Annotated in this window: 14 protein-coding genes and 1 pseudogene; 3 read left to right on the forward strand and 12 right to left on the reverse strand. The window is 61.7% G+C overall.

All coding sequences use genetic code 11. The features are described from left to right. Nucleotides 1-8 precede the first annotated feature (8 nt). The 11 genes and pseudogenes from ACOGXH_RS09100 to ACOGXH_RS09150 form a co-directional block, all read right to left on the reverse strand. Nucleotides 9-1,151: a cobalamin-independent methionine synthase II family protein gene (locus tag ACOGXH_RS09100; RefSeq protein ID WP_419928792.1), complete on the reverse strand. Its 1,143-nt coding sequence runs from the start codon at nt 1,149-1,151 to the stop codon at nt 9-11. A gap of 13 nt (nt 1,152-1,164) precedes the next feature. Further along, nucleotides 1,165-2,337, reverse strand: coding sequence for an ABC transporter ATP-binding protein (locus ACOGXH_RS09105; protein ID WP_419928793.1), 1,173 nt, complete (start codon nt 2,335-2,337; stop codon nt 1,165-1,167). A gap of 86 nt (nt 2,338-2,423) precedes the next feature. Continuing rightward, nucleotides 2,424-3,443: pseudogene (locus ACOGXH_RS09110) on the reverse strand (nuclear transport factor 2 family protein); the annotation flags it as partial. Beyond that, complete coding sequence (locus ACOGXH_RS09115) at nt 3,443-4,564, reverse strand: carbohydrate ABC transporter permease (protein ID WP_419928794.1); 1,122 nt, start codon at nt 4,562-4,564, stop codon at nt 3,443-3,445. The pseudogene ACOGXH_RS09110 and the gene ACOGXH_RS09115, both read right to left, overlap by 1 nt. Further along, nucleotides 4,525-5,391: a carbohydrate ABC transporter permease gene (locus ACOGXH_RS09120; RefSeq protein ID WP_419928795.1), complete on the reverse strand. Its 867-nt coding sequence runs from the start codon at nt 5,389-5,391 to the stop codon at nt 4,525-4,527. Before ACOGXH_RS09120 ends, ACOGXH_RS09115 begins: the two co-directional genes overlap by 40 nt. 122 nt (nt 5,392-5,513) lie before the next feature. Beyond that, nucleotides 5,514-6,986 (reverse strand): ABC transporter substrate-binding protein, encoded by a 1,473-nt coding sequence (locus ACOGXH_RS09125; RefSeq protein ID WP_419928796.1) that lies wholly within the window; start codon nt 6,984-6,986, stop codon nt 5,514-5,516. A 55-nt stretch (nt 6,987-7,041) separates the two neighbouring features. Next, a complete protein-coding gene (locus ACOGXH_RS09130) occupies nt 7,042-8,169 on the reverse strand; it encodes a hypothetical protein (RefSeq protein ID WP_419928797.1) in 1,128 nt (375 codons plus the stop codon). Further along, nucleotides 8,166-8,939 (reverse strand): SDR family NAD(P)-dependent oxidoreductase, encoded by a 774-nt coding sequence (locus ACOGXH_RS09135; protein WP_419928798.1) that lies wholly within the window; start codon nt 8,937-8,939, stop codon nt 8,166-8,168. The genes ACOGXH_RS09130 and ACOGXH_RS09135 overlap by 4 nt, the downstream gene beginning before the upstream one ends. Beyond that, the gene (gene hisD / locus ACOGXH_RS09140; protein WP_419928799.1) at nt 8,936-10,219 is read right to left on the reverse strand and encodes a histidinol dehydrogenase; all 1,284 of its coding nucleotides are present in this window, start codon (nt 10,217-10,219) and stop codon (nt 8,936-8,938) included. Before hisD ends, ACOGXH_RS09135 begins: the two co-directional genes overlap by 4 nt. Then, nucleotides 10,212-11,264, reverse strand: a complete 1,053-nt coding sequence (locus ACOGXH_RS09145; RefSeq protein WP_419928800.1) for a LacI family DNA-binding transcriptional regulator — start codon at nt 11,262-11,264, stop codon at nt 10,212-10,214. Before ACOGXH_RS09145 ends, hisD begins: the two co-directional genes overlap by 8 nt. 59 nt (nt 11,265-11,323) lie before the next feature. Continuing rightward, nucleotides 11,324-12,292: an ester cyclase gene (locus ACOGXH_RS09150; RefSeq protein ID WP_419930351.1), complete on the reverse strand. Its 969-nt coding sequence runs from the start codon at nt 12,290-12,292 to the stop codon at nt 11,324-11,326. 28 nt (nt 12,293-12,320) lie between these two features. Between ACOGXH_RS09150 and ACOGXH_RS09155 the strand changes: the two genes are divergently transcribed. Beyond that, entirely contained in the window at nt 12,321-13,259 is a 939-nt protein-coding gene (locus ACOGXH_RS09155; protein WP_419928801.1) for an SMP-30/gluconolactonase/LRE family protein, read from the forward strand. Between the two features lie 27 nt (nt 13,260-13,286). Here the strand turns inward: ACOGXH_RS09155 and ACOGXH_RS09160 are convergent, their stop codons facing one another. Then, on the reverse strand, nt 13,287-14,576 hold the full coding sequence (locus ACOGXH_RS09160) for an amidohydrolase family protein (RefSeq protein ID WP_419928802.1): 1,290 nt from the start codon (nt 14,574-14,576) through the stop codon (nt 13,287-13,289). A gap of 117 nt (nt 14,577-14,693) precedes the next feature. Between ACOGXH_RS09160 and ACOGXH_RS09165 the strand changes: the two genes are divergently transcribed. Both ACOGXH_RS09165 and ACOGXH_RS09170 read left to right on the forward strand, forming a co-directional pair. Beyond that, a complete protein-coding gene (locus tag ACOGXH_RS09165; RefSeq protein WP_419928803.1) occupies nt 14,694-15,113 on the forward strand; it encodes a VOC family protein in 420 nt (139 codons plus the stop codon). Next, complete coding sequence (locus ACOGXH_RS09170) at nt 15,061-15,858, forward strand: TSUP family transporter (RefSeq protein WP_419928804.1); 798 nt, start codon at nt 15,061-15,063, stop codon at nt 15,856-15,858. Before ACOGXH_RS09165 ends, ACOGXH_RS09170 begins: the two co-directional genes overlap by 53 nt. Nucleotides 15,859-15,899 lie beyond the last annotated feature (41 nt).

Consider the following 15,899-nt stretch of genomic DNA (forward strand, 5'->3'; position numbering starts at 1 on the left):
GATGCAACTCACCAGAGCCGTTCAGATGCCAGGGCCGCGCCCTGGGCCAGAGACTCGAGCTTGGTGTAGGCAATCTCAGGATCGATTCCCTCATAACCGGCGAACGAAGAGAACCCACAGTCTGTGCTGGCCATCACTCGATCGCGGCCCACGATTCCTGCAAACCGCTCAATGCGCTGGGCAATGAGCTCCGGGTGCTCGACAAAGTGGGTCGTGGTGTCGATGACACCGGGGACGAGCACCTTGTCGTCGGGGATGTCGGCATCGGCGAAAGTCGTCCACTCATGGGCATGCCGCGGATTGGCCGACTCAAACAGCAGTGCTTGGGGCTTGGCCTTGAGCGCTATCGGCAGCACTTGGGACATGGGGGCATCATGAGTGTGGGGTCCCTCATAGTTGCCCCAGCACACGTGAAGCCGAAGGCGGCTGGCGTCGATGTTCCTTACGGCATGGTTCAAGGCTTCGACATGGATGCTGGCCAACCGCTCGTACTCCTCGTCGGGTCGGCCCTTGAACATCATGTGCCGGCCTAGACCGAGATCGGGGGAATCCAGTTGCAGCAAGAAACCGGCGTCGACAATGGCCTCGTACTCGGATCTCATCGCCTCCGCCAGGGCATAGAGGTAAGCCTCGTGGTCGCCGTAGTACGCATCGGGCTGAAAGAGGGCAATAACACCGGGAGATGCCGCGTTGATGAAACCGTCTACCGCAGCATGCTGGTCCAAGGCGGCTCTGAAGTTGGCAATGTCCGTCTTGCACGGTTCCATGTCCATGACCTCAATGGGGCCGACGCACTGCGGGCGCGTGTAAGTCGGCGTGCCCCCGGTTGCGGCTTGGCGCTCAAGAAACGTCGGAAATTCCTCAAGGTCGGCGGGGGCCCGACGGGGGCTGTCTCCCTCAAAGCCGGAGACGCGGTACTTGATGTAGGTGGCGTAGCTGAGCTTGCTCATTTCGCCGTCGCTCACAACATCCACCCCGGCGGACACCTGTCGGGCAACGACAGCCTTCACTGCCTCGGTCACCACCCCGTCGTGTTCGTCACGATCGATGGGCTCCTCTCTCTCAATCGCGAACACGCCCGAGGTAACTGCCTCCGATCGAGGCAGGCTGCCCACATGGGTGGTGAGAATGCGATCGGCGCTGGCGTTCATGGCTTGTTTGCCTTCAGGACCGAATTGCCAGATGTGTCTTGCGGTCGAAGAAGTGGAGGCGCTCGGTGGATACGTTCACTCGGACGCGGTCGCCCACCCGGACCCGAGTAGCCGCGCTGAACCGGGCCGTGCACCGGCTGGATTCCTCATCGCCGAGCTCGTCGAGGGCATCGGGGTCTCCGCTGTCCACGCTCGGGGCGGCAATGGAAAAGTGAACCAGGGTTTCAGCGCCCAGGGCTTCCCGAACCGCGATCTCGGTATCAAGCCTTTGGTCGTCGGGATGGTCGGAGACGACCGTGGCGTCCTCAAGGTCTTCGGGGCGGAAGCCGACGACGAGGGGCTGGTCCAAGTAGTCCCGCAGAGCGGGCCGCGCCGCCACAACGCGGTCGGGCACTGCGAGGGCCTGGTCACCGAGGCGCAGGAGGTAGTCGCCGTCGGCTTCGGCAAGTGTCGCTTCGTAGAGGTTCATGGAGGGGGAACCGATGAAGGCGGCTACGAATACGTTGTCGGGGTTCTCGTAGAGCGCTTCGGGGGCAGCGGCCTGTTGAAGGATTCCGTCCTTTATCACCGCCACCCGGTCGCCCATGGTCATGGCCTCGACCTGGTCGTGGGTGACGTAGAAAGTAGTGACCCCCAACTCTCGCTGTATGCCGGCTATGTCGGCCCGCATCTGGACTCGCAGCTTGGCGTCGAGGTTCGACAGCGGCTCGTCCATGAGAAACAGCGCAGGACGCCGCACAATGGCTCGACCCATGGCCACCCGCTGGCGCTGCCCGCCCGACAACTGTGCCGGCTTCTTTTCGAGCTGCTCGGTGAGCTCGAGGATTTCAGCAGCCTGGTAGACCTGCTCATGGCGATCCTTCTTGCCGATCTTTCGGAGCTTGAGGGGAAAGCCGATGTTCTCCGCCACCGTCATCTGCGGATAGAGGGCATAGCTCTGGAACACCATGGCGATATCCCGGTCTTTGGGCTGCACGTCATTGAGCCGGCGCTCTCCCACGTATAGGTCGCCCGAACTGATGTCTTCCAAGCCCGCGATCATCCGCAGTGCCGTCGATTTGCCGCATCCCGACGGACCCACCAGAACGAGGAACTCGCCGTCCTCAAGGGTCAAGCTCAGCTCGGTGATGGCTTGAAAACCGTTGGGGTAGATCTTGGTGAGCTTGTCCAAGGTAACCGTTGACATCTTCACTCCCCTCCACTCTGGGCCGGCGACTCAGGCCGGACCCACGCGGGTGCTTCTGCGTCTTCATTGCGAAATTCCTCTTGGCCCAAGAGCTGGCGCATGCGACCGAGGACATCAAGCCCCTGCATATTGAGCCAGTTGGCCAAGTCGATGAATACCCAGTTCTCGGCCAACTTGTCGCCGTCGCGGCGGTAAACATCCACCACCCGCATATCAGCCGGAATGCCCGAACCCGGCAGGCCCATGAATCCTCCATCAGCGGTCACGGTGAGGTTGGGCCAGCCGAAGAAGCAGGCGTAGTTCCCCTCGGCAAACCGGGCCACATGCCCATTGAAGGTCTTGGCTGAGAGGTTGACCCGAAACGGGTGCTGATGCTGCTGCTGATAGCGATCGATGGTGTAGGCCGCGCCGATGCCCTCCGAGCCCGACCAGATCATGTCCTCGTGCCAAGATTCGGCCAACACCGACCGGGGCATGATGTTCTCCCCCTGGCTATTCCCCACTTCATTGGCCCAGATGAGGTCGTCGATCATCCTGTCGACCAACGCCATGGTGGACATGCCCTCGGCAGGCTCCTGGGCGTCATAAAGCAACCCGTCGTGGGTGCGGGGACCGGGATAGATGTGCGATGAGCCGGTTTGGGGCGGCAGCGGATAGTGGCCTGCCTGTCGCATCACGCTGATGATGTCGGTGAAGAACGCGGTCTCTTGAATCAAATCGCCTTCAACCCGGTGGAACTCGGCATAGCGGATGAAGCACATCTTTCGAGTGGGCGGAATATCCAGCCACGGCTGGTCGAATAGCCCCAAAAGGTGCCCCATCTGGCACACCCAGATATCCCCCAACTGATCTCGGGTGTTGGCACCGGCAAGAAACACATCAGGGCGGCGCTGTAGGGGCGAGAACGACCGGCGGAGCGGCAAATGGAACCGTTCGGCCACTTCGTCAGCGCCGGCCATCTCGTGAAACGGGTGCATCCCCCGCCAGCTATACCTCTCCGCGGTGTGTTTGCTGAGCACCTCGGCGATCTCGTCCTCTCGGGCCGAGTCGAGCGCGTCGTAGTAGTCGAGCACCACCCGCTTGGCTTGCTGGAAGATCTCAGACATCAACCCTTCACGGCGCCCGCGCCGAGTCCTTTCACGAGGTGCTTTTGGAACAAAATGATGACCACCACAATGGGCAGCGTGATCGACACCGACGCCGCGGCCGCCTCGGTGATCGTTCTGGAACTCTCTCCTCCGGTGAGCGACACGATTGCCACTGGCAAGGTCCACTCCGTCGGGGCCAGCACTCGCACGAACAGGTATTCGTTGTAGGCCAAAAGCATGGTGAACAGGCCGGTTGCGATGATGGCCGGCCACATCATGGGGATGATCACTCTTCGGAACGCCTGGAGTCGGGTGGCCCCGTCCATCATGGCCGCCTCCTCGATCTCCTTGGGCACCTCCATGAAGAAGCTGCGGAACATCCAAATGGTGAAGGGCTGGTTGACGGCGACCAATGCCAAGACGATGGCAAGGCGGGTGTCGAGAATCTGGAGGGTATCAATGCCGGGAAAGTCAATGAGGGGGAAGTCCCATGAACCGACGCCGCTGCTGTTCAGCCAGTCGTCGATCTCCTTGGCACCGAAGAAATACGGAAGGACGAACGCAGTACGGGGCAGCGCCCGAAAGCCGAGCGCCACAATCAGGATGACCGCTCCGGAAATACCGGTGTACCGAGCGAGTCCGTAGCCAGCCAATAGCCCAATGGACAACGAGATCAGCATGGTGAGAACGGTGACCACGATGCTGTTGATCAAGAAGTCGTACTCGTCGTTGACCTCCCAGACCTTCGGGAACCGCCACAAAGCAACGAATATCACTCCAACTGCTGCGGTGAACCACGGCCAACTGTGCCGAACCCGGCGGCCGATCTGGCCCAAGATTAGGCAAACCACTGCCACCACCAGGATGTAGACCAAGACGCTCCACATATTGATGTCGTCTTCGTCCAACCAAAAGGCCCGATAGGCGTTGGCAGTGGTCTCATAGCCCCACAGCACGGGCTCTTTGGCGGCCACATCGCGGGTGAACTTGATGGAGGTCTGGAACGTCCAAATGAACGGCAGGATGCTCCAAACCACCAGCACCAACATGGTGGCGTGGAGCCCGATTCGGGAAAGGGTGCTGGAGCGGCGCACGGCGATCAGGTCCTCTCCGCAATCTGATCCTTGTAGCTGCGCCACAAGAACGGGATCAGCACCACAAAGATGCCGATCACGTTGAGAACCGCGATGGCGTTGCCCTTGCCCAGCCTCCCGATGTCGAAGGCGGTGGCCACCCGCACGTTGTAGACCGACAGGGTGTGGGCGTCGGTGAACCTGGTCCCGGTCCACACGAACACCTGGTCGTACACCCGATAGGCGTCCATGATCGAGATCAATCCCACGAACAAGATGAGCACCTTGAGGTGGGGCAAGATCACATGCCACAGGTTCCGGAGGAAATTGGCCCCGTCGATGGCCGCTGCCTCCACCCGCTCCTGGGGAAGTGTCTGGAGACCGGCGAAGAACGTGATCATGGCGAACGGCATGATGTACCAAATCGATTGGATGATGATGAGCCACTTCACGTTCCCAGCGTTGACCGCAAAGGGATCGTCGGTGACCACCTCCCAGAGCCACGAGAGCAGCCCGCCCCGCTCGAACAGGTCCTTGTAGACCAAAGAGCCCACCACCGGGGTCACGATGAACGGGAGGAGCAGAGCCGCCATGTACAGGCTGCGCCCTCGGCCAACTCGGTCGAGCAGCAGGGCGACGCCCAAACCCATCACCATCGTGACCGGCACGACGATGGCCACGAACACCATGGTGAACCGGAACGCGGCCCAGAACTCGGAATCGGTCAGGACGTCGGAATAGTTATCGAATCCGACCCACTCAGGGTTGTTCAGGTCGCGCAGCAGCAGCTTCTGGAAGCCCAGCCACACCGTGGTGACCAGTGGAAAGACCATCAAGGCCAGCATCACGACCACGCTGGGTATCGTGAATCCCCAGAAGGTGCGTCTGTTCATCTTCCCCCTGCTCTTGGCCGGCTTGGCGGCAAATCCCCAATCCCCAGGCGGGGCGGGGCCCTTAGGCCACCGCCCCGCCGGAGGGGGATTCTACGCTGTCGGTTCCGACAGCCTCGCTTGGATCAGAGCACGCCCTGTTCTTCGGCTTCGGCCAGATACGCCTCTTCAGCGGCGGCCAGTGCCTCTTCAACCGGGGTGCCGTCAAGAATGCTGACCAGCGCCTCGCCCAGCTTGGCCCGGGCGATGCCGGCCGCGGGGTGGGTGAGGTCGACGCCTCGACCATTCACCAGGCTGGCTTCAGCAGCCGCCGCGTTGCGGGGCCCATTTGGATTGCTTACGCCGGTCCGGGTCACAAGCCCGAACTCAGCTGCAGCCTCCTGGCTCTCCTGGTCGGTGGCAGCGAGGATGGCCAAGAAGATCTTCTCGACGTTCTCCTCGGGTGTTCCGGCCGGGATCATCCATCCGTCGATGTAGGCAGGTGCGGCCACTGTCCCGGTACCAGGTGTGAGCGCAGCCGCGAACTGGATCTCGCCCACCACAGTGGAAGCCTCGGGATCGTCCATGGCTCCGGCCCGAGAAGCCCAGGTGTGGCCCAAGATGGCCTCCCCGGTCTGGAAGGCAGCTTGTACGTCATCGGTGCTGTAGGAGTTGGATGCGTTGGGGGCGCAGTCTTCCCACAGCCTCTTCAAGATCGAAGCGGCCTCCACACCCTCGGGGGTGCTGAAGTTGGGTGCACCGGTAACTGGGTCGATCGGCTGCTGACCGAGCGATCCGAGAACGCTGTCGAACTCAATTTGCCAGGCCCAGCCGGCAGAAAGCATGTACAAGAAGCCGATGTCATACCCAGCGTCTTGGATGTCGGCGCAAGCCTGAAATGCCTCGTCAAACGTGGTCGGAACGTCGATGCCCAATTCGGCAAGGGCCGGTTCGTTATAGAAGACGTGCATGGTGTTGGACACCATGGGCACCGAGTAGATGTTGCCATCCAGCGTGGCCATCTCCCAGAAAGCGCTGTCGATCTGATCGAGGTTGAACTCGTCGCGGTACTTGTCGATCAAGTCGTTCAGAGGCCTCACGAAGCCCTGGTTGGCCAGTTCGCTGATGAAGGCGTTCGACCCCTGATAGAGCTCGAAGCTGGGCGAGCCGGAGGCCGCGTCCTGCGTCATGGCGCTGCGGGCCTCTTGCGAGTCGAGGAACTGATAGTTGAACGAGTAGTTGCCCTCCTCGCAGTCTTCCAACTCTTCGGCGTACTGAGTTGTGATCGGGAACTCCCAGCCCATGATGTCGATCTCGAAATTGCTCTCGGGATTCGGGATGGCGCATTCGTCGGAAATCAGCATGACTTCCGGCTCGTCGTCCATCGGCTCGTCGTCCATGGGCTCCTCAGCGTCGTCCATCGGCTCGTCGTCCATGGGCTCCTCAGCGTCGTCCATCGGCTCGTCGTCCATGGGCTCCTCAGCCGGAGCCTGAGTAGCAGCCGGAGCCGCTGGCTCGGCCGTGTCGTCATCGTCGTCGTTACCGCAGGCTGCGACGACCAGGGTGAATGCGAAGACGACGGCGAGAATTCGCCACCATCTGCGCTTGTGTGTGCTCATGGGTATTACCCCTCCTTGGTTGTTGGTTTTCTACGTAGGTAGATCGTGGGTCGGCTCATTGCAGTGGCCTTCCGAGAAGTGCAAGCGGAGCCAAGTAGCCAGCGGCGTCGTGACCCCAGCCGAGTGCTTCAGCGGCGGCCACGATCTCTGAATCCCATTGGATGGCAGCTCGCTGGTCGCTGCCGCAGACCAACAGCGCGAATGCATCTACCGCGCCGACGTTCTTTAGGTTCCTCCAGGCAGAAGGGGGAATCGACACCACCGAGCCTTCCGTCGGATTGGCGCTGACTACGTCATCGCCTCGGTTGACGGCAATCTCCCATTGGCCTTCGCCAACCAGCACCACCTGGCTGTGATCGAGGCTGTGGACACCGGTACTGGACCCAGGCGCCACCCGAAGCCATTCCACCGAGAAGCCGTGAGGTGTGCTGATCGGCGTTCGATGGCGGCGATCCTCAGTCAGGCCGTAGCCAATAACCGGCGCCAAAGCGGTGGTGTGGTCGCCCAGCACGCTGGAGAGCAATGCCTTGTCTGACCACTGGAGGTCCTCCATCCTCACCGTTCGGGCGGCGAGTTCCGTATCGCTATAGGTGTCCACCCCGGCAAGCAACTCAGCATTCAACGGAAGCACCACGTCTTCAGGGGGCTCTCCATTGGCAGTATCCAGCAACGAATAGTCAGTGCGCAGGTATAGGCCGGTTTGGGCCGCATCTCGAAGTACGTCGGGGGCCCAGATGATGCCTCCGGTGTCGTCGCCGCCCAACACCGTGAATAGCCAGCCGTCGTCGCTCCCGATGTTCTCAAAGCCCCGGAACACCCAATTGGGGGCGGAGAAAATTGTGTTGGGTCCGATCTCCAAGTGCTGCTCGGCGTGTTCGCCGATGTTCACCTTCCAATGGCCTCGGGTGCAGATGAGCACCTCGGCGGTGAAATGGAGATGCTGGTTATTGACCACTCCGTGGCCCATGCTCGCCGCGCCGATTTGGAATCCATGGAGTTCGGTGAGATTGACCGTTTGGGCATCGTTCTGGGAAACGCCCGGCCCGATAAACGAGTAGCTGGCCTTGCCCGCTGATTGGGGTAGTCGCACGTCGACGAAAGCCTCTGTGTCGGCCACAAAGTCAGACGGCTGAATCACCCGACGGGCGAAGTCTTCGGCTCGGACGACAACGGGAGCTCTCATGTGACCCCCAGGGGTCGGCCCCCGTCAACGCTGATGATTGCGCCGGTGGTGAAGGGCAGATCTTGTACAACAGCACTAACTGCTGAAGCCACGTCATCGGCAGTGGCCAGACGGCCCAGCGGTGTGCCGCTGCGCTGAGCTTCGAGGTACGCAGAAGGCACTTGATCGGCATATTCGCCAAGAACCCACCCTGGCGACACCGACACCACTCGAATCGAAGGGGCTAGCGCCCGGGCCAACGACCTGGTCATGCTGTCGAGAGCGGCCTTCGATGCGCAGTAGGCAACGTTGGATCCTTGGCCAGTGACGCCAGACACTGAGGAGATGTTGACCACGACGGCACTGTCGGCCTTGTCCAAGAGCGGCCGCAGAGCGCGGACAGCGGCAAACGGACCCCGCCAATTGATGGTGAAGATCTCGTCGATAGTGGCGTCGTCGAGTGCGTCGAGGTCGTCATGGGGAACAGACCTGGTCATTCCGGCGCAGTTGACCAGCAAGTCCAAGGATCCAGGCGACTCCTCCAGGGACTGGGACAATTCGGCCAGGGATTGCGGCTCGTCTACTGCGATCCGCACGGCTCGGTGGCCCTGGCCAGGCAGGCTGGCCACCAGCGAATCAGCTCTTTCGACCGCACGATGGTAGCCAGCGATCACGGCAAATCCCTCGGCTGCGAGACGCCGCGTGATTGCGGAGCCGATCCCGCCGCTGGCTCCAGTAACCACCGCTGTTTTCATGACGCGGCCCGCGGCCTGGCTCATGGATTCGCTCATGAATCGGCCCCGCCGTACCGCTTGACCCTGATATCAGCCTGAGCCTGATGCCCGGCGAAGTTCTCAATCGCGCACAGCCGACTGCAATATTCCCCGATTAGGACGCTGGATTCTGGGTCGGTAACCCGCTGGTAGGTCACGGTCTTGATGAATTTCCCCACCCACAGGCCACCGGTGTATCGCGCCGCGCCCTGGGTGGGCAGCGTGTGGTTGGTGCCGATCACCTTGTCGCCATAGGACACATTGGTCATCGGACCCAGAAACAGGGCGCCATAGTTCGTCATGTTCTCGAAGAAGTAGTCGTCATCGGATGTCATGACCTGTACGTGCTCGAACGCCAAGTCATTCGCCATGGCCAGCATCTCGGCCTTGTCATCGCAGACGATGACCTGCCCGTAGTCAGCCCATGCCTGCGAGGCGATGTCAGCCGTTGGCAGGGTTTCGAGCTGGCGATCAACTTCAGCAAGAGTCTCAAGCCCGAGTTCGCGCGATGTAGTAAGCAACACCGCGGGTGAGGTTGGGCCGTGCTCGGCCTGGCCCAGAAGATCGGTGGCGCAGATCTCGCCGTCCACGGTTTCGTCGGCCAACAGCAGCGTTTCGGTAGGGCCAGCCGGAAGATCGATCCCGACTCTGCCGTAGAGTTGTCGCTTGGCCTCAGCCACAAAGGCATTTCCGGGACCGACCAGAACGTCAACGGGATCCAAGAACTCCGTGCCCAACGCTAAGGACGCGACTGCCTGGACTCCTCCCAATAGGTAGATCTCATCGGCACCGGCCAGATGCATCGCCGTTATCGTCTCTGCGGGCACTCCCCCATTGATTGGCGGCGTGCAGGCTGCAACCCTCGGAACTCCGGCAACTTTGGCCGTGAGAACGCTCATATGGGCGGATGCCACCATCGGATAGCGCCCGCCCGGCACGTAGGCGCCGACGGAGCCGACCGGGATGCTCTTGTGACCCAATATCACTCCAGGCATGGTCTCGACCTCGGTGTTGCCGATGGAGTCGAGCTGGGACTGGGCAAAGTTTCGGATCTGAGTTTGGGCAAAGCGGATATCGTCGAGTGTGCCCGGGTCGACGCTGGCAACGACCTCTTCGATTCGCTCAGGGGCCAACTGGAATTGCTCTGGTTCCCAGCTGTCGAAGTCTCGAGACATCTCCCTTACCGCCGCTTCGCCCCTAGCTTCGATGTCCGCGATCAGGAGGCGGACTCGCTCAGCCAGTTCTGGGTCGGTGCCATGCGCGGTCTTGGCCGCCGCGTCTTTCAGGACTTCAGCCATCGGACTTCTTCGTAGTCATTCCGTAGCGAATGGTCCCCGGCACCACGACTGAGGCCGGCCGGTCGGCGGCGCTGTTGGAATCGAGCAGCACGTCGATTGCCTGGGCTACGAGCACGTCTGTGGCTTGGACCAGGGTGGTGAGGTCGTAGCCGGCCCAACTTGCCTGTGGCAGCCCATCGAAACCGGTGAGAAGCAGGTCACGAGGAGCGGATATACCTGCATTTTCCAAGCCGTCGAGCACCCCGAACGCCACCTCGTCGCTGCCGACCATCACCGCTTCGGGCAAATTGTCTCGCTGAGCCAACTCGCCAGCGGCCTTGTAGCCGGCATCGTAGGTATAGGCACCGGCCTCCATATAGGGACACGCCACGCCGTGCTCCGCGAGGGCTTGCACTGCGCCCCGGTATCTCACCTGATCGGTTGACACCGACGACACCCCGCCGATGTACAACGCAGTGCCCACTTTCATGTCAACCAGATGCTGGGCCAACTCGGCCATACCCACCTCGTTGTCGACCGAGACTGACGGAACCAAGCCCTCAGCAGCAGGCTGGTTGAAGGCCACCGAGGGCAGAGGCGAAGACTGCATTCTGCCCAGTTGGGCCTGACCGATGGTCGCCGACGCCAGGATCACTCCGTCGAGGCGGTATTGGGCTACAGAGGCCAGCGCGCCGTCAACATCTTCTGGCTTGGCGAAGCTGAACAACAGGAGCTGGTATGAGCGCTGGGCCAACTGGCGGGAAAACTCAGCCAGCACGTTCTGCCAGTATTCGCCATAGGCCGGAACCACCGCCCCCACGATGTTGGTCCGCTGTGACTTGAGGCTGCGAGCGATGGCATTGGGCACATATCCCAATCGCTCCGCCGCGGAGCGGACCTTCTCCCTGGTGGCGGGCGAGACCTTCTCCGGTGAAGAGAAGACACGGGCGACGGTGGCTTGAGAAACGCCGCTCTCCGCAGCCACATCTACCGACGTCACCCGTCGGTTGGCTTGCTGCTGGTTCCGCACCTCGGCAGAGGATGCCTCCCCTGGCTTGGCCCCCACGGATCGAGACCTTATGAATACGTAGTCATTGTGTCAAACCGCCGGAACCATCCAGTGGATCATCCGGTGTGCAGCAGTATCTGCTTCCAGATTGCGGTCTCGTCGTACAGGACGTATTCGCGCCTTAGTCCCCAAGGGCCGAACTCGGCGTGGCTCAGGCCCATGACGTGGACTGGTGCGCCGGTTGGTGCTCCGAACGCCCCCCAGCCATCGTGAGTGCCGTCCAGCGACCAGCGCAACGCAGCCCTGGGTGCCATGCCGGCATCGCTTCGCCCGATCTGGTGGTGAATGCGGAATAAGGCATCGGGGAGAGCACTGCGCAGCCCGAGCCAGAAGGCATCGGCGTCACCCCAACCATGGCCAGTCTCCCCACCAGGCAATTCAAGATTGACCGCCCGATCAAATGCTTCGGGAACCACGGCTAAACGGCCCTGCATGATCTGATTCAACGCCTCGGCGTACCGGTGGCCAAACTCGTGATCATTGCCGGTTCCCCTATAGAGGGCTTCTCGGTCGGCCCTAAGCGTGAAGGGGTGTTGTGCCTGATCAACGCCACCTTTGTTGGCAATTTGGTCGGCGGCGAATCGCTTCGGGTCTATTCCCAGCTGGCGGACAATCGCCCCCTGGTCGCGGATGAGCCACTCGTCGTAGACCTGGTTTTCCCGACAAGCGCAGTCGGCGATGATCCGATAGCCCAAGCGGACCCCGCTGGCCGGTCCATAGGCACCGTTGCCGAGATGGGTTGCCGTGGAGAAGATGCGATGCGAGGACAAAAACCCGCCGTCTTCGTCCTCACTCCAGATGACGTCTTCACCGAGAAGCTGCCGGTCCGGAAACTCAGCAAGGGTGGCCAACGTCGCGCTGATCACTTCCTCGTTTCCGACGACCACCCCATCGGGTGAGCGGACGGTGACTTTGGGTGCGTAATAGCGATGGAGGGCGTCAACGCCGCGGTCCTCCCAGATCTCCTTGGTGATCCCCAGGATGTAGTCGGGTGGATCGCTGAATTTGGGGTCGAATCCCTTCACTGTTTCTCCGGCTTTGCTGGTCAATCTGGTGGGAGGATATGAATACGTCGTCAAGCTGTCAACGCCGGAGGGCTCCATGATCATGATCGAGGCTGTCGGCCACGCCCCTGCGGCATTGGGAGAGTGCCCGGTGTGGAGTGAGCGTGACCAGGTGCTGTACTGGGCCGATATCGATGGCCGTGCCATCCATCGGTTGGACCCATCCTCCGGTGCCACCATGTCGAGGGCACTTCCCGGACGTCCTGGATCATTCGTCCTAACCACCGATCCCAACCGGTTGCTGGTGGCCAGCGAGCATGAACTGGTGGTACTCGATTGGGCTACCAGCGACATCGTTAGTTGGCGTCAGCTTGAGGAGGCAGGCACCGGCAACCGGCTCAACGACGGCCGGTGCGACCCTGCCGGCCGGTACATGGTCGGCTCGATGTACGCCGACACCAATGCTGGGGAGTGGACAGGGGCTCTCTACTGCGTTGAGTCCAACGGAGATGCCACAACCCTGCGTTCAGACATCGGGGTCACCAACGGATTGGCATTCGACCCTGACCGCCAGCGCATGTACTTCGCCGATACCCCCACCGACCGTGTTCTGGTGTTCGACTACGACTCTGACACCGGGGAGGCAACCAACGAGCGGGTATTCCTCGACTATTCGAGCCTTCCCGGTAAGCCCGATGGAGCCTGCGTCGATGCCGACGGCTGCTACTGGTCGGCTTCGGTCTATGGCTGGGCATTGATCCGGGTAACCCCAGAAGGCGTGGTCGACCGTCGCATTGAGCTGCCAGTGCAGAAGCCGTCAATGCCCGCCTTTGGAGGCTCAGATCTCTCAACCTTGTTTGTCACCACAATCGGGGCCGGCGGCACCGTGCCCTCCGAGCCGGGTCGAGACGGATTTCAGCCCGGGGAATTGCTTGCTCTTGACGTCGGCGTCCAGGGCCGACCTGAACCCCTCTTCTCCCTGGACTGATCCCTAGCGTCCGCTCGACGGGTCAGCCTAAGCAGGCCACTCGATGTTGTAGTCGTCGAACCAGAACCGGGCCTCGCGTATGGCATTGGGGTCGGTCCGCAGGCCGAGGTCTTGGTTGAGCTGCTCGGGAGTCGGGCCAATTTGGCTGGCAATGTTCGACAGCCCGTCGATGTCTAGGTCGTAACACCGCACCGCGTTTAGCCCGAGCAACAAGCGAGTTTCCTCGACCGGTATCTCCTGGAAGTCGGTTTCGAGACGCTCAATGGTGTTGGGCCAGCTTCCCTCGGGGTGGGGGTAGTCAGTGCCCCACATAAGCGCGTCGACGCCGTTCATGTAGCGCCGCCGCAGCTCCACCTTGCTCATGGTGGAAGCACCGATGAACACATTGCTGCCGATGTACTCCGAAGGCAGCCGCTGGATGAGCCCCTTGGTACGCGAGCTCATCTTCTTCACCTTCCAGTTGCGCCCGCCGAACATGGCATCGGCCTTGAACAGCAGGTCGCCCAACCACCACGAGCCGCACTCCACCGGCGCGTAGCGCAGGTTGGGATGGCGGTCGAAGGCCCCGGAGAACAGGAGCTGCCAGAGAGGTCGGTGAGTCCAGAACGCCACCTCGAGCATGTACTGGGCCATGTTCTCGTTGTAGGACGGCGTGTCGGCTTCTCCGGAGTGGGTGTGCACCACCAGTCCGGCTTCGGCACAAGCGGCCCACACCGGGTCGTAGCTCTCGTGGCCGTACGAAGGGTGCTCATGCCACATAGTGGGGATCATGATGCCCCTGATGCCGGGCTTGCCGGCCAGCGCCTCGATCTCCTTCACCGCTTCGTCGATACTGTGGGTGATCGGCACCAGGGCGACTCCGGCTCGGCGGGGCGGATTGGTGGCGCAGAACTCCTCAAGCCAGCGGTTGTGGGCCCGAGCTCCAGCCCAGGCGCGCCGCGAGTCGGTGATCTGTCCGGCCGACAGGCCGGCCCCGAACGGTGGGGCCTCCATGCCGGTGACCGCGTCGCCGTCGGCGAAAATGATCTCCCCGGCGACACCGTCGGCATCAAGGGTCTTGTCGCGGATCTCGGGGTCAAAGGCGCCCTTCAGTCCGATCTCGTTCTCGCGCTCCCACTGCTCGACATATTCGCCGTTGAGTTCCTCGACCATGGCCCGATGTTGGTGGCGGGTGACCAGCCACTCGTCGAACTCGGGGTGGAGCGCCGACTCGAGGTATTCCCGATAGTCCTCGACGAACAGCCCGGCATGGGTATCGGATGAGACGATGATGTAAGGGGCGTTGCTCTGGTCTACGCCTGCGACGGGGCTGGGCATGGGTCGCCTCCCTCTTGAATTGCGGCTTGTTTACGCCAACGTGAGCGCCGTTCCACACTGTACTGTCACACCGGCAATCACGAGTAGCCCGCCACCATTGCCATCAAGGAGGCCGTTATGACCCAAATACTCGCCCAATATTGCATCAACGTCGAAGACATGGACCGAGCTCTCGAGTTCTGGGTGGACGTGTGCGAGCTCGAGCTCCAGCACCGCCTAGAAATTCCCGGTGCCCTCGAGGCGGTCATCCAGTCGCCCCACGGCGGTTCCCGACTCCAGTTGGCTCAGCACCTCGACAACGAGGGCCCCATCGATATGGGAACCGCCATGTGGAAGATCTACATCAACACGAGTGATTGCGAGCGGCTCTACCAGCGAGCCATCGACGCGGGCTGCGAGTCGGTAATGGAACCCACCCATCTCGACCGTTGGCCGGTGATCATGGCCTACGTGAAGGACTTCGACGGCTATCTCATCGAGTTCGTTGAGCACAAAGAGGGCACCCGCCCCGGCATCCCCGACCCGAAAAAGGTGTGACCGTCAAACCCAATCCCGGATTCTCGCCCTGACTGCCATCGAAATTGTCGTCATCTTCGGCTTCTCCGCCGCTGGGGCCGTGTCTCAAGGCTGCTTGGGAATCGGCTTGGCGCTGGTGGCTGGGCCAGCTTTGGTGGCCATCGACCCGGCCTTCGCTCCTGGGCCGCTCATCGCCGTCGCCCAAGTTGTGGGCGTGCGCAATGTCGTTGTCGAACGCAGCCACACTGACCGTCAAGCAGTAGGCCGTTGCGCGATCGGACTTCCATTTGGATTGGCGGCGGGGCTGGTCGTGCTCTCCCTAGTGAGCGATGAGGTCATCGCCCTTTTGGTCGGAAGCCTCGCCGCTGCCGGTGCGCTGTCGCTGCTCTGTGGATTGCGGATTGTCCGTTCGCCACGTATAGAGGTCGCCACCGGGGCGGCGGTTGGATTCTCCAGCATGACTGCCGCATTGCCGGGCCCACCATTTGTGGTCACCTTCAGCGACATGAAACCGGCCACGCTGCGAGGCACAGTGGGCTCGGTCTTCTTCATGACGGCAGTTGCCGCCATAATCGGGCTTCTCGCCACCGGAAAATTCGGCACCTACGAATTAGAGCTAATCGGCTGGCTCATTCCTGGCATCATCCTGGGGCTGTTCCTGGCGCGCTTCGTGCGCCCCTTCCTCGATCGCACCTGGTTCCGCCCCGCTGTGCTGCTTGTTGCCCTTGCGGGTGGAATTGCCCTTATTCTTCGCCAGATCCTGTAGGTGCGGCATTCGGCACGCACACCAGGGCAACAGCCTCCGCC

The organism is Candidatus Poriferisocius sp. (assembly GCF_965208355.1).
Taxonomy (GTDB): domain Bacteria; phylum Actinomycetota; class Acidimicrobiia; order Acidimicrobiales; family Bin134; genus Poriferisocius.